The sequence below is a fragment of the Kocuria sp. CPCC 205231 genome, assembly GCF_040980965.1.
GTDB classification, from domain to species: domain Bacteria; phylum Actinomycetota; class Actinomycetes; order Actinomycetales; family Micrococcaceae; genus Kocuria; species Kocuria rosea.
Window position 1 is genome coordinate 261,872 of record NZ_JAVKPP010000001.1, and the last position, 14,236, is coordinate 276,107.

At 72.9% G+C, this 14,236-nt stretch carries 12 protein-coding genes; 4 read left to right on the forward strand and 8 right to left on the reverse strand.

Annotation, left to right across the window (positions count from 1 at the left end; all coding sequences use genetic code 11):
- Positions 1-47: 47 nt before the first annotated feature.
- A complete protein-coding gene (locus tag RF640_RS01305) occupies positions 48-1,832 on the reverse strand; it encodes an N-acetylglutaminylglutamine amidotransferase (RefSeq protein ID WP_035924228.1) in 1,785 nt (594 codons plus the stop codon).
- Positions 1,833-1,966: 134 nt separating this feature from the next.
- On the opposite strand from RF640_RS01305, the gene RF640_RS01310 reads away from it, so the two are divergent.
- Positions 1,967-3,418 carry an amidase gene (locus RF640_RS01310; protein ID WP_368826243.1) on the forward strand — a complete coding sequence of 484 codons (1,452 nt, stop codon included), beginning with the start codon at positions 1,967-1,969 and terminating at the stop codon, positions 3,416-3,418.
- A gap of 144 nt (positions 3,419-3,562) precedes the next feature.
- On the opposite strand, the gene RF640_RS01315 is transcribed toward RF640_RS01310, so the two are convergent.
- The 5 genes from RF640_RS01315 to RF640_RS01335 form a co-directional block, all read right to left on the reverse strand.
- Positions 3,563-4,192 carry a methylated-DNA--[protein]-cysteine S-methyltransferase gene (locus RF640_RS01315; protein WP_368826245.1) on the reverse strand — a complete coding sequence of 210 codons (630 nt, stop codon included), beginning with the start codon at positions 4,190-4,192 and terminating at the stop codon, positions 3,563-3,565.
- A complete protein-coding gene (locus tag RF640_RS01320; RefSeq protein WP_338151676.1) occupies positions 4,189-4,755 on the reverse strand; it encodes a sigma-70 family RNA polymerase sigma factor in 567 nt (188 codons plus the stop codon). The genes RF640_RS01315 and RF640_RS01320 overlap by 4 nt, the downstream gene beginning before the upstream one ends.
- Positions 4,756-4,972: 217 nt before the next feature.
- A complete protein-coding gene (locus tag RF640_RS01325; RefSeq protein WP_176337135.1) occupies positions 4,973-6,478 on the reverse strand; it encodes a tripartite tricarboxylate transporter permease in 1,506 nt (501 codons plus the stop codon).
- Positions 6,479-6,480: 2 nt separating this feature from the next.
- Positions 6,481-7,056, reverse strand: a complete 576-nt coding sequence (locus tag RF640_RS01330; RefSeq protein WP_313960170.1) for a tripartite tricarboxylate transporter TctB family protein — start codon at positions 7,054-7,056, stop codon at positions 6,481-6,483.
- Positions 7,053-8,075, reverse strand: coding sequence for a tripartite tricarboxylate transporter substrate binding protein (locus tag RF640_RS01335; RefSeq protein ID WP_241975646.1), 1,023 nt, complete (start codon positions 8,073-8,075; stop codon positions 7,053-7,055). Before RF640_RS01335 ends, RF640_RS01330 begins: the two co-directional genes overlap by 4 nt.
- Before the next feature lie 251 nt (positions 8,076-8,326).
- Here RF640_RS01335 and RF640_RS01340 point away from each other — a divergent pair, with 251 nt between their 5' ends.
- The 3 genes from RF640_RS01340 (at position 8,327) to RF640_RS01350 (ending at position 11,351) form a co-directional block, all read left to right on the forward strand.
- Positions 8,327-8,686, forward strand: a complete 360-nt coding sequence (locus RF640_RS01340) for a universal stress protein (protein WP_017831800.1) — start codon at positions 8,327-8,329, stop codon at positions 8,684-8,686.
- Between the two features lie 3 nt (positions 8,687-8,689).
- Positions 8,690-9,955, forward strand: a complete 1,266-nt coding sequence (locus RF640_RS01345) for an MFS transporter (protein ID WP_095649970.1) — start codon at positions 8,690-8,692, stop codon at positions 9,953-9,955.
- 151 nt (positions 9,956-10,106) lie between these two features.
- Positions 10,107-11,351, forward strand: coding sequence for a heparan-alpha-glucosaminide N-acetyltransferase domain-containing protein (locus tag RF640_RS01350; RefSeq protein WP_368826249.1), 1,245 nt, complete (start codon positions 10,107-10,109; stop codon positions 11,349-11,351).
- Between the two features lie 34 nt (positions 11,352-11,385).
- Here RF640_RS01350 and RF640_RS01355 read toward each other — a convergent pair whose 3' ends face one another.
- Entirely contained in the window at positions 11,386-12,609 is a 1,224-nt protein-coding gene (locus RF640_RS01355) for a glycosyltransferase 87 family protein (protein ID WP_172604901.1), read from the reverse strand.
- Between the two features lie 64 nt (positions 12,610-12,673).
- Positions 12,674-14,014 carry a glycosyltransferase 87 family protein gene (locus RF640_RS01360; protein ID WP_109269035.1) on the reverse strand — a complete coding sequence of 447 codons (1,341 nt, stop codon included), beginning with the start codon at positions 14,012-14,014 and terminating at the stop codon, positions 12,674-12,676.
- Positions 14,015-14,236: the final 222 nt, after the last annotated feature.

A 14,236-nucleotide genomic window follows, 5' to 3' on the forward strand; every position in this document is an offset into this window, starting at 1 on the left:
CCGCAGCGGGTGACGGGGCGCGCCGTCGTCGGTCCGGTCCGCTGCGGTCAGGAGATGCCGTTCTCCTGCAGCCACATCTCCAGCAGGCCCAGCTGCCACAGCACGTTCGAGCGCAGCGGCGTGTGGTGCTGGTTCGGGTCGGCCAGCAGGGTCTCCACGACCTCCGAGTTGTAGAGCCCGCGCCGCACCGCCGCCGGGTCGGTCAGGGCGGCCTCGACCCGGTCCAGGGTCCCGCCCTCGAGGGTGCGGATCGCCGGGACCGGGAAGTAGCCCTTCTTCCGGTCGATCACCTCGTCCGGGACGATGCCGCGCGCCGCGCGCTTGAGCACGCCCTTGCCGCCGTCGGCGAGCTTGAGCTCCGGCGGGATGCGCCCGGCGAACTCCACGAGCTCGTGGTCGAGGAACGGCACCCGCGCCTCGAGGCCCCACGACATGGTCATGTTGTCCACGCGCTTCACGGGGTCGTCCACGAGCATCACCGTGGAGTCGGTGCGCAGGGCGGCGTCCACGGCCGTCTCCGCGCCGGGGCGGCCGAAGTGGCGCTCGATGAACGCGGTCGGCGCGTCGTGGGTCGCCATCCACTCGGGGGAGAGGACCTTCGCGAGCCGGGACCACGGCCGGTCGAAGAACGACTGGGAGTAGGTCTTCCGGGCGTCGTCGCGCGCGACGTCGGCCAGCGGCGGGTACCAGTGGTAGCCGCCGAGCACCTCGTCGGCGCCCTGCCCCGACTGCACCACCTTGACGTGCTTCGAGACCTCCTCGCTGAGCAGGTAGAAGGCCACGCAGTCGTGGCTGATCATGGGCTCGCTCATCGCGGCGACGGTCCGGTCGATCGCCGGGACCAGGCGGGCGTCGTCGATCGCGATCTGGTGGTGGTCGGTGCCGAAGCGGCGGGCCACGAGGGACGAGAACTCGAACTCGTCCCCGGACTCCTCGCCCCGGGACTCGAAGCCGATGCTGAACGTCTGCAGGTCCTCCTGCCCGCTCTCCGCGAGCAGGGCGACGACGAGGCTCGAGTCGATGCCGCCGGAGAGCAGCACGCCCACGGGGACGTCCGCCACCATGCGCCGCTTCACCGCGGTGCGCAGCTTCTCGACGAGCCCGTCCTGCCAGTCCTGCTCGGACCAGCCCGAGCGGTCCTCGTCGCGGGTGAACTGGGGGTTCCAGTACTCGTGGTCCGAGGCCGAGCCGTCGGGCTCGACCGTGCGCACGGTCGCCGGCGGCATCTTCCGCACGCCCTTGAGGATCGTGCGCGGGGCCGGGACCACCGAGTGGAAGGTGAGGTAGTAGGACAGGGCCGTGCGGTCGATCGAGGTGTCGACGTCCCCGGCCGCCAGCAGCGCCTGCACCGTGGACGCGAACCGCAGGCGCGCCCCCGTGTGGTCGACGTAGAGCGGCTTGATGCCCAGCCGGTCGCGGGCCAGGACGGTGCGCCCGCTCGTGTGCTCGGTGATGGCGAAGGCGAACATGCCGTGGAAGTGGTAGACGCACTCCCGGCCCCAGCGGTGGTAGGCCTTCAGGGCGACCTCGGTGTCCGAGGTGGAGAAGAACTCGTAGCCCATCCCGCGCAGCTCCTCGCGCAGCTGCCGGTAGTTGTAGATCATCCCGTTGAACACGATCGACAGCCCCAGCCGGGAGTCGACCATCGGCTGCCCGCCCGAGGGGCTCAGGTCGACGATCTTCAGCCGGCAGTGGCCCATGGCCACCGGCCCCTGGGCCCAGGCGCCCTGCCCGTCCGGGCCGCGGCCGGCCTGGGCGCACGTCATGCGGTGGATCGTGCCCGGGTCCGCGCCGGCGCCGTCGAACCGGACCTCACCGGCGATGCCGCACATCAGCGCTCACCTCCGCTCCGGGGCCGGGACGGGATCGGAAGAGAAGGTCCGTGGAGGGAGAGCATCCTCCAATGCTACGGGGGCACGCCGCCGGGCGCCCTTCCGGGGACCGGAGCCCGGCGTACGGTGCCTGTATGACCACCGACCCCACCGACCCCTGCCGGCTCTCCGCGCGGGAGCTCGCCGCGGCCGTCCGGGCCCGCACGGTCTCCGCGCGGGAGGTGCTCGACGCCCACTTCGCCCGGATCGACGCCGTGAACCCCGCCGTGAACGCCGTGGTCACGCAGGTCCGCGAGCAGGCGTACGCGGCCGCCGCCCGCGCCGACGAGCTCACCGCCGCCACACCCGCCGCCGAGCTGCCGCCCCTGCACGGGGTGCCGATGACGCACAAGGACACCCACGCCACCGCCGGGATCCGCACCACGTCCGGCTCCCCGGTGTTCGCCGAGCACGTCCCGGGGCACGACGACCTGATCGTCGCCCGGTTCACGGCGGCCGGGGTGATCAGCACCGGGAAGAACAACGTGCCCGAGTTCGCCGCGGGCTCCCACAGCTTCAACGAGGTCTTCGGGACCACGCACAACCCCTGGGCGCTCGACCGCAGCGCGGGCGGGTCCAGCGGCGGGGCGGCCGCGGCGATCGCGTCCCGGATCCAGCCCCTGGGCGACGGCTCCGACATGGGCGGGTCCCTGCGCAACCCGGCTGCGTTCTGCGGCATCGCCGGCTTCCGACCCTCCGCCGGGGTCGTGCCCTCGGCCCCGGCCGGCAACGCCTGGGAGTGGCTGGGCCGCTCCGGTCCGCTGGCCCGCAGCGTGGACGACCTCGCCCTGGCCATGTCCGTGCTGGCCGGCCCCGACCCGCGGATCCCCCTGGACTGCCCGGCACCGCGGACCGGGTTCCGGGCGCTCGCGGCGGAGGACCCACCCGACCCGGGGGCCCGCCCCCTGGCCGGCGTGCGGATCGGGCTGAGCGCGGACTTCGGCCTCGGCGTCCCGGTGGAGCCGGAGATCGTCGAAGTGCTGGTCGCCCAAGCGCGGGTGTTCGAGGAGCTCGGTGCCGTGGTCGAGGAGGCCGTCCCGGACCTGCGCGACGCCGACGAGGTGTTCGACGTGACCCGGTCCTTCGACATGGCCGTGAATCTGCGCGAGGTGGTCGCGGAGCACCGCGAGCTCGTGAAGCCGGAGATCGTGTGGAACGTCGAGAAGGGACTGGCGCTGACCGCCGAGCAGCTCATGGACGCCGCCCTGGCGCGCACGCGCCTGCACGAGGCGGTGCGCGCGTTCTTCGGCCGCTGGGACGTGCTGCTGACCCCCACCTCCCAGGTGCTGCCGTTCCCGTCGGCGGAGCGCTGGCCCCGCACGGTCGCGGGTATGCCGATGCAGACATATGTCGAGTGGATGCGCTCGGCGAGCCTGATCTCGGCCACCGGCTGCCCGGCCGTCTCGGTGCCGGGCGGCTTCAGCCCCGGCGGGCTGCCCGTGGGGCTGCAGCTCGTCGCCGCGCACGGGCGCGACGTCGAGCTGCTCCGGACCGCCCGCGCCTACGACCACGCCACCCGGCACGCGGACGCCGCGCCGCGCCTCTGAGGTGCGGCGCGACGCCGGCACGCCGGACTGTGACCTCGGGGCGTGACGCCGGGCCGCGGCGTCGGAGCACGATGCTCCGGACGGGATGTCAGGCGGCGGCGCTCCGGGCGGGGGAGCCGGGTCGTGCCGAACGGCCGCACGTGCTCAGGCCGCCGCCTCCAGTTCGAGCAGCGCCGTCTTGGCCTCCAGGCCGCCGACGTACCCGCCCAGGCCGCCGTCCCCGCGCAGCACGCGGTGGCACGGGACCACCACGGGCAGCGGGTTCGTGGCGCAGGCCGTGCCCACCGCCCGCACGGCCTGCGGGCGCCCGACCGACCGGGCCACCGCGCCGTAGCTCTCCGTGCGGCCGTAGCCGATCTCGGGCAGGTGCTCCTGGACCAGGCGCCGGAACCCGTGCGAGAGCGACCGGTCCAGCGGGAGGTCGAAGCGGGTGCGCGTCCCGGCGAAGTACTCCTCGAGCTGCCGGACGGCCGGTGCCAGGCGGGCCGGGGCCCGCAGCACCCGCGGGCTGATCCGGCGGGCCAGGTCCTGCAAGACCGCCTCGTGGTCCTCCCGCGCGTAGGCCACCCGCACCAGCCCCTCCTCCGTGGCGGCCAGCAGCAGCACGCCCACCGGGGTGCTGACGGTCGTGAACGCGACGTCGAGCAACCCCGCCCGGGCGGCCCCCTCCTCCAGGCGCCGGTGCAGACCGCGCAGCACGGTCTCCGGCACGGGGTCGGCGCGGAGGCTCCGCAGGGGGGAGCGCGGGGTCGAGCCGAGGGTGTTCGTGGTCATCGGTCCTCTCCTGTCCGGTCGAGCTGGGTGTGGTGCCCCGTGCGGTTCCCGGCGCGGTTCCCCGGGAGAGCCTTGGCGTGGTTCCCGGCGCGGGTTCCCGTGCCGTTCGCGGGGGCGGTCGTGATGAGGGCCTTGCGGAGGGCGGCCACGCCGTCCGAGGCGGCCCGGCGGGCGGCCTCCGGGGTGCCGCCGAGCAGCTCGGCGATCTGCCGGTAGGGCAGTCCGCCCAGATAGCGGTAGGCCACGGCGTGCCGCTGCTTGGGCGGCAGGGCGGCCACCGCCGCCCACAGCGGGGAGTCGTGCTCGTGCGGGGCGTCCCGGTGGGCCGGTGGCTCCGGGAGGGTGGCCACGGGCACCGCCGCCCGGCACCGGGCCCGGACGACGTCGACCGCCTTGCGGTGGGCGATCGTCACCAGCCACGCCTGCACGTTCGCCGTGGCCGGCAGGTCCGGGTACGCCCGCAGCGCGGCCAGGAACGTCTCCGACCACGCGTCCTCGGCGTCCGCGGACGTGCTCAGCACGGCCCGGCAGACCCGCCACACCACGGGGCCGTGCCGAGTCACCAGTGTCTCGAAAGGCTCTTTCGTCTCCATCACCCCGTAGACGGACGGACCGGCCGGAATGTGAGGTCGGCGCCGGGACCTTCCTCCCATCCTGCCGGACCGGGTGCCGAGAGAGCCGTTCACTGCCCCGGCAGCACGTCGTCCGGGTGGATGTGCCGCAGCGCCCCGCCCCGGGACTCTTGGGGCGGGGCGCTGCGGCACGCGGTGGGGCCGGGGGCTACACGTCCCGGCGGGCGCGGTTGACGATCTTGGACCGGACGGTCAGCGCCAGCACGATGAGGAGCAGGCTGTAGATCACCAGCGGGATGGGACCGGTCACGAAGACCGAGTAGTCGCCGTTGGAGGAGAGCAGGGCGTCGCGCATGCTGGTCTCGGCCAGCGGGCCCAGCACCATGCCGATCATCAGGGGAGCCAGGGGCACGCCGTGGCGGCGCATCGTGAAGCCGACCAGGGCGATGCCCAGCAGCAGCAGCAGGTCGAACACCGACCCGGAGGTCGCGTAGACGCCGAGACCGCAGAACACCGTGATCCCGGCGTAGAGGTAGGGCTTGGGGATCAGCAGCAGCTTGGCCCAGTACTGGGCGAACGGCAGGTTGATGATCAGCAGCACGATCATCGCGATGAAGAAGCTGGCCAGCAGCGCCCACACCAGCTCCGGCGCGCGGTCGAACAGCAGCGGGCCCGGCTGGAGACCGTACTGCTGGAAGGCCGCGAGCATGATCGCCGCGGTCGCCGAGACCGGCAGGCCCAGGGCCAGCAGCGCGCCCATCGCGGTGCCTGTGGTGGCGTTGCCGGCGGCCTCGGGTGCGGCCAGACCGCGAATGGCGCCCCGGCCGAACATGGGGTTCGGGCGGCGGCGGTCGAGGCGGCGCTCGACGTCGTAGGAGATGAAGGTGGGGATCTCCGCGCCGCCGGCGGGGATGACACCGAAGGGCAGGCCGATGGCGGTGCCGCGGGCCCAGGCCGGGGCGGCCTCCTTGAGCTCGGCGCGGGACAGGAACGGGCGGCCTCCCGCGGAGATCTGCATCGAGGCGGGGTCGCGGCGGATCCGGGAGGCCACGAAGAACACCTCGCCGAGGGCCAGGATGGCCACGGTGACGGTGACCAGGGAGATGCCGTCGAACATCTGCGGGACCCCGAAGCTGAAGCGCTCGGTGCCGGAGATGGAGTCGATGCCCACGGTCGCGAAGCCCAGGCCCAGGACCAGGGCAGCCAGGCCCTTGACCGCGGAGTCGGAGACCACCGAGGAGGTGGCGATGAAGGCGAAGATCGCCAGGGCGAAGAATTCGGCCGGTCCGAAGTTCGCGGAGAAGTCCGCCAGCGCCGGGGCGAGGAAGACGACCAGGCAGGCCGCGACCATGCCGCCGATGAAGGCGCCGATCGCCGCGGTGGCCAGCGCCTGCGGGGCCCGGCCGTCCTTGGCCATCTTGTGGCCCTCGAAGGTGGAGGCGATCGCAGACGCCTGCCCCGGGGTGTTCATCAGGATGGCCATGGTGGAGTCGCCGAACATGCCGCCGAAGTAGACGCCGGCGAACATGATGAAGGCCGCGGTGGGGTCCAGCGCGAAGGTCATGGGCAGCAGCAGTGCCACCGCCATGGAGGAGCCCAGGCCCGGGAGCACGCCCACGGCGGTGCCCAGGAGGCAGCCGATGAGCACCCACAGCAGGTTCATGGGGGTCAGTGCCCCGGCGAAGCCGCCGGCGAGCAGTTCGAGTGCTTCCATGATCAGAAACCGCCTCCCAGGATGCCGGACGGGAGGTTCAGGCCCAGGCCGACGGAGAATGCCAGGTAGATCGCACTGGACAGGACCAGGGCGAGCGAGATGTCGAACAGGGGCCGGCGGCTGCCGATGCCGTGGGCCACGGCCCAGAACAGCACGGCGGCGGCCAGGATCCAGCCGAGGAACTCGATGGTCAGGGCGAAGACCAGGAACCCGGCCACGGACCAGATCACCGCGGACCAGTCCGAGTGCGTCCGGTACGTGCTCTCCGAGAGCTCCTCGGGGTGCTCGGGGGAGCGCAGGTAGTGCAGCACCAGCAGGGCGGCCAGGAGATAGCCCGCCACCATGAGGATGCCGGGGAAGAACTTGGGGCCAGGGAAGTCGGTGCCCTCGGGCACCTCCATGGTGAGGATGCCGATCAGCAGGTACGTGCTGAAGGCTGCCAGGAGCAGCGGCACGACCAGCCCGCTGCGCCCGTGCATCCGTCCTCCGCGAGGCGGCACGTCACGGCCGGCGGGGACGCCGCCGTGGCCGTCGTCCGCGACCTCGGCGGACGGGGTCGTGGGAAACGATGTGCTCACAGGTCCAACTCCTCGATGAGGGCCTCGATCTCGGCCCGGTCTTCCGCGATGAACTTCTCGAACTCCGGCCCGGTCAGGTAGACGTCCTGCCACTGGTTGCGCTCGAGGGCCTCGCGCCACTCCGGGGTCTCCACGGTCTCCGCGATGATCGCCTCCAGCTCGGCGAACTCCTCGTCGGTGATGCCGGGAGGCGCCACCATGCCGCGCCAGTTCGTCAGCTCGACGTCGTAGCCCTGCTCCTTGAAGGTTGGGGCGTCGAAGCCCTCGAGCCGCTCGGGCGCGGCGATCCCGAGGATCTTCAGGCGCCCGGCCTCGACCTGGTCGGCGAACTCGGTGAAGCCCGAGGTGGCCGCCTTGGCGGTGCCGGAGGAGATCGTCTGGATCGCCTCGCCGCCGGAGGTCTTGGGGATGTAGGTGAGGTCCGCGGGGTCGATCCCGGCCTGCAGGGCCAGGTCCGCGATGATGAGGTGGTCGATCGACCCTGCGGAGCCGCCCGTGAACGGGAAGGCCTTCGGGTCCTTCTTCCAGTCGGCGATCAGCTCGTCGAGGGTGTCGTACGGCGAATCGGCCGGCACCACGAGCGCGTCGTACTCCTCCGCCATGCGGGCGATCGGCCGGACGTCGTCGAGACCCACCGGGGAGTCGTTGAGCGCGACGCCGCCCAGCATGACCGTTCCGGTGGACATGATGGTGCTCGCCTGGCCCTCCATGGTGGTGAGCTGGCCCAGGCCGATCGTTCCGCCCGCGCCCGGGATGTTGACCACCTGGGCGTTGTTGACGATGTTGTTGGTGCGCATCGCCTGCTGCTGCTCGCGCACGAACGTGTCCCAGCCGCCGCCGGCGCCGGCCGGGGCGATCAGGGTCATGTTCGCGCGCAGGTCCGACCCGCCGCTCGCGGCCTGGATCGAGGTGAACGAGGCCAGGCCGATCACGGCGGCGGCGACGACGCCGTAGACCGTCATGGCGACCGGGTGCCGGCGTCGCGTGCCCTGCTGGGCCTGATCTGGTGGTGAACTCACGGGGATCCACTTTCCTGGGTCGGAGGGTGCGGGTGCATGGCTCGGTCCGAGCCTCTCCCGACGACGATAAGTGACCCGGGTCACGCGCCGGCCGTTGATCCATCTTTCGTGCGTACTGATCGTTGTGCTGGTTCTGCGCATTCTGCTCACGCCGGAAGAGACGTCCCTCACACGTTCGGCCGTAGGGTGGACCTCGTTTTGTACGCCCCTTTCCCACCACCCGATTTCCCCACCCCACCGCGGAGGCTCCCATGACCGTCGTCGTTGCCCGAACCAGCACCCCCGAGGGCGAGGCCGCGCTCGCGGCCGCGGTCGAGGAGGCCGGACGCCGCCAGGAGGACCTGCTGGTCTTCAACCTCGAGGGCGCCCAGCTCGACCCCGAGGGGAGCGAGCTGAACGGCGTGCCCGTCACCTTCCGCACCCCCGACACCCGCAACCGCGACGCCGTGGGCGAGCTCCTCGACGCCGCGGAGCAGGTCAACGCCTCCGCCGTGGTGATCGGCGTGAAGCACCGCAGCCCCGTGGGCAAGCTGCTGCTCGGCAGCGCCGCCCAGCAGGTGCTCCTCGAGGCCAACGCCCCGGTGATCGCGGTCAAGCCCCGGCGCTCCTGAGGCATGGCCTCGACCGCTCCGAGGGCCCGGTCCGGAGCATGGCTGTGGTTCCTCGTGGCCGGGGCCCTGCTCACGCAGACCGCCCTGAACCTGGTGCGCCCGGTCACCACCTACAAGCTGCTGTCCCTGGACGCCGACTCCGTGACGGTCGGCCTGGTCACGGCCGCCTACGCCGTGGTCCCGCTCGTCACGGCCATGTGGCTGGGCCGGATGACCGACCGGGTGCGGGACCTGCGGACCATGGTGGTCGTCGGCGCCCTGGTCCTGGCCCTCGGCGCGGGGGCGCTGGCCCTGGCGCCCAGCGTGGCGCTCGTCGCCGTGGCGAGCGCCCTGCTGGGCATGGGGCACCTGGTGTTCACCATCGCCGGGCAGTCGGCGGTCGCCCGCTTCTCCCCGCCGGACCAGCTGGACAAGGGCTTCGGCTGGTTCACCGCCGCCTTCTCCGCCGGGCAGCTGGTGGGCCCGCTGCTGGTCGGAGTGCTCCTGGGCACGGGCAGCGACGTCGCCTCGCCCGAGCGGGTCGCCGACATCACCCTGTCCCTGTGGATCGGGGCCGGGCTCTCGGTCCTCGTGGTGCCCGTCATGCTCCTGCGCCGGCCGGCGTCCGGGGCCGCCGGGGCGCCCGCCCGGAACGACGACGCCGCTGCCGCGGCGCAGGCGGCTCCCGCCACCGGTGAGCTCGAGGTGGTCCCGGGCACGGCGCCGCGGGCATCGATGCTGCGGATCCTCGAGGTCCCCGGCATCCCGTCCCACATGCTGGCGTCCCTGGCCCTGCTCGCGATGCTCGACATCCTCACGGCCTTCCTGCCGCTGGTGGGGGAGCGGGCCGGGGTCTCCCCGGCGTGGATCGGCGTCCTGCTGGCCGTGCGCGGCGGCGCCTCGATCGTCTCGCGCGTCCTGCTGCCGTGGCTCGCGCACCGGATGTCCCGCCGGGCGCTGCTGCTGGTCAGCCTCTACGGCGCCGGCATCACCCTGGCCGTCCCGCCGGCCGTCATCACGGTGCCGTGGCTCGCCGCGGTGCTCCTGTTCGTGGGCGGCTTCTGCCTGGGCCTGGGCCAGCCGATCACCATGACCCTGGTCTCCACCGCCGTGCCCACCTCGTGGCGGGGCTCGGCGCTCGCCGTGCGGCTGGTCGGGAACCGGGCGGGGCAGGTCGCCATGCCCCTGCTGGCCGGCCTGGTGGCCGCGCCGCTCGGCCCGGCCGGGGCGATCTGGTCCACGTGCGCGGTGCTGCTGGTCAGCGGGCTGGAGAAGACCGTGCGGCGGTAGCCGGGGCCGGGACCACTTCGACAGCCCCGGCACAGGGACGCCACAACGGCGGCACAATCCCGGCTGGTCAGCTGGAGGACGAGAAGGACCGAGAGGTCCGGGCCGGCGGGCGGGAGCTCGTCGGCACGTCCGACAGAAGGAACCCGCCGCCATGGTCAACGTCCACCACCCTGCACCCGGTGCACGGTCAGCAGATGAGGACCCGGTCCTGCCGCTGGTCCGCAGGCGCCGGCTCGTGGGGGTCGACGCCGCCCGGGGCCTCGCCCTGGTCGGGATGATGTCGATCCACATCCTGCCCGCCTGGAACCCCGAGACCTACGGGCCCACGCTGCAGTGGGAGCTGTTCGCGGGCCGCGCCGCGGCCCTCTTCGCGCTCCTGGCCGGGGTGGGCCTGGCCTTCTCCTCCGGCGGGCGCACCCCGCACCGGGGCCGGACGATGACCGCGGACCGCGTGGGGCTGCTCGTCCGGGCCGTGCTGATCACCGGGCTGGGGCTGCTGATCAACCAGGTCATGCCGGCGGACCCGCCCGCCTACGACATCCTCGTCTACTACGGCATGTTCTTCCTGCTGGCGATCCCCTTCCTGCACCTGCCGGCGCGGACGCTGTTCGGTCTCGCCGCCGCGGCCGCAGTGGTGGGGCCGGTGCTGATGCAGGCGCTCCGGGGAGCGCTGCCCGCGCTGGAGGTGTACAACCCGACCTTCGCCGACGTGCTCGCCGAGCCGGGGACCGTCCTGGCCCAGGTGCTGTTCACCGGCACCTATCCCGCGGTCCCGTACCTGGCCTACCTGCTCGCCGGGATGGCCATCGGCCGGCTGAACCTGCGGGCCGTGCGCGTCCAGGGCCGGCTGCTGGTGGCGGGGCTCGCCCTGGCCGTGGGGGCGTGGCTGGTGTACTGGGTGCTGGTCCTCCAGGCCGGGGGCTACGACCAGCTCATGAGCTCCACCCCGTGGCTGAGCGAGGACCTGATCGACGAGATCATCGTCTGGGGGCCGGACCCGGTCCTGCCCGACACCTCCTGGTGGTGGCTGCTGATCCCCGGCCCGCACACCAACACCCCGGTGGCGATCCTCCAGGACCTCGGCTCCGGCGCCGCCGTGCTGGGTCTTCTCCTCCTCGTGGCCCGGCGGGCCGGTGGCTGGCTGCTGCCGCTGAGCGCGATGGGGTCGATGACCCTGACGCTCTACTCGGCGCACCTGCTGGCCCTCGCCGCCATGCTCCACTACGAGGTGCCGCTCCTGTGGTTCCTCATCCACGCGGCGGTCGCGGCGCTGTTCGCAGTCGCCTGGCAGCGCGCCTTCGGCCGGGGCCCGCTGGAGCGGCTCCTGGCCCGGGCCGCCGGCGCCGCCCGCGTCCTGGCCCTGGGCGCCGGTCCCCGCGCGGCGGCGGGCCGGTGACGTCGTCGTCCGGCCGCGGAGACGGGCCGCGGGCTCAGGTGGTGGCCAGCTCCGCGGGCCGGGCGGGGACCTGCTGCAGCCGGGCCACGCGCTGCACGGACCAGCACAGCAGGACGACGAGCAGCACGTTGCGGGTGGTCAGCACGGCCGCCATCGCCGGGTGCGCGTGGATGAGCGGGGTGTAGAACAGCGGATAGATCACGAACGTGGTGACCGCGATGCCCATCAGCAGCGCCGCCGGCGTCCGCCACCGCTGCCAGTCGTGCACCAGCCCGGCCACGACGACGGGGGCGAGCCAGATCATGAACTGCGGGGACCCCACCTTGTTGAACACGATGAAGACCGCGGTCATCATCAGCGCCCCCTCGTAGAAGAGCTCCTCCCGCTCGGCCCCGCGCTTCAGCGCACGGACCAGCAGGACGGCTCCTGCGAGGACGGCGAGCACGAGCAGCGGCTGCATCAGGAACGCGACGATCTCGGTGCCGGGCCCGTAGACCTCGGTGGAGTTGATGGCCACGTTGTCGGCCATCCGCGATCCGGCCACGTCGAAGACGCTCGCCCACACCCACGGGGTGGAGAAGGTGGCCTCCAGCTGCATGCCGCGCTCTCCCTGGTTGACCAGGAAGTCCGCGATGTGCGGCAGGCCGCCCGTCAGGTACGTGCCCAGCACCACCACGGCGGTGACCCCCACCCCGGCGGCCACCACCTGGACGCGCTGCCGGCAGGCGATGAACAGGGCGAGCAGGACGGCGGCCGGCCACACCTTGATCCACGTGGCGACGCTCAGGAGCACGGAGCCGAGCACGGGCCGCTCGGACGCGTACAGGAGTCCGATCAGCACGATCGGGGCCGCGATGCCCTCCACCCGGGCGAAGCTCAGGTAGCCCAGGAACACGGTGAAGAACAGCCACCACCAGGCCGGGGCGATGCCCTGCCGGGCCCGCCGGCCCCGCGTGAGGCAGACCAGGGCGACGGCGTTGAGCACGGTGACGATCAGCGTCCAGACCAGCAGGTAGGGGCCGTGGCCGGCGATCCCCGCCAGGTGGATCGGGATCTGCGCCAGCACCGGGTACACCCACGGGCTGATCCCGTCCCCGGCATCGGCCGGGTCGTACCCGGCCATGGCCCACTGGCGGTACTGCTCGGTGTCGCTGAAGGCATCGCCGTGGATGACGAAGGACATCATCCAGCCCAGGAAGTACAGGTGGACGACGGCGAAGCCCCACCACACGCCGGCCGGGCGGGCGAACCAGGCCACGGCGCGGGCGGGCAGGACGGCGTCGCGGACGCGGGTCAGCCGGTCGAAGAAGGGGGCGGAGATCTCAGGCCTCCTTCGCGGCGGGCGCCGGCGCGGCGGGGGCGGGTGCCGTAGCGGGCGCGCTGGCGGGGCGCCGGGAGCCCAGCTGGTACAGGCGGCGCACCGACCACCACAGGAGCACCACCAGCAGGGCGTTGCGCAGGGTCAGCACGAGGGCCATCCACGGGTCGTTGTGACTCAGCTCGTAGTAGAACATCGGGTAGACGAGGAACGTGGCCACGGCGATGGCGATCAGCATGACCGCCGGCACCCGCCACGCCTTCCAGTGGTGGGTCAGCCCCACGGCCACGGCCGGCGCCAGCCACACCATGAACTGCGGGGAGCCGACCTTGTTGAACACGATGAAGGCGGTGACCATGGTCAGCGACCCCGCCAGCAGCAGCTCGGTCCGGTCGGTCTCGCCGGACCGCTCGCCGTTGCGCAGGCCCCGGGCGATCAGGAGGGTCACCGCGGCGGCGGCCACCAGCAGCAGCGGCTGCATGAGCACGGCCATCGTGGCCGTGCCGGGGCCGTCGACCTGCATGGAGTTGATCTCCGTGTTCATGTACATCCGGGACCCGCCCACCCCCAGCACGGACGACCACAGCCACGGGGTGGTGAACGTGGCCTCCAGCTGCATGCCCCGGTCCCCCTGCTGGGTGAGGAAGTCGAAGAGCCTCGGCAGCGCACCCATGGCGGCGGCGACCCCGGCCGCGGCCGCGCTGACCAGCAGGCCCGCGACGACGACCGCCACCCGCCGGCGCACCACGGTGACGAGTGCGAGCACGACCGCCGCCGGCCAGACCTTCATCCAGGTGGCGACACTGAGCAGGACCGAGGCGGCCACCGGGTGCGCCACGCCGTAGACCAGGGCGACGAGCACCAGGGGGGCCGTGAGCCCGTCGACGCGGGCGAAGCCCAGCCACCCCATGAGGAAGACGAAGGCCAGCCACCACCACGCGGCGGGGACGGCGTGCCGGGCGCGTCCCCAGTCCGTCAGCTTCCCCACGGCCCAGCCGTTGAGCACGGTGATCATCAGGACCCACAGGAAGAAGAACGGCCCCGGGCCGGCCGCGCCGGCCAGCGCGACGGGCACCAGCGCCAGCACCGGATAGACCCAGGGGGTGGGCTCCCCGTTCAGGTTCTGCTCGTCGAAGCCGGCCTCGGCCCACGCGCGGTAGATGTAGGTGTCGCTGAAGGCGGCGCCGGACAGGGACAGGGACAGGGCGAATCCCAGGAACACGAGGTGCACCAGGACGAAGCCGGCGAGCAGTCCGCGCGGGGATCTCGACCAGGCGTGCCACCGCGGGGTCGCGAGGCGGTTCCGGAACCGGGTGAGCATGCTGAAGGTCGTGTCCGTGGACATGGGTCAATCCTCGTCAAGGGGGTGGGGTCGCAGGACCACAGGGCGCTGCCCCACCATGCTACGTGGCCGGGCGCGGACCGACCGGAACCGGGCGTCATGATCCGTGCGCAGCGACCCCGGGCCGGAGGGCGCGGCGGCGTCCCGGGACGCCGGGGCGATGAGGTGGCATCATGGCTGGAACACGCTCCTGGAGAGCGCTCAGCACACCTGTCCGCCCGGCAG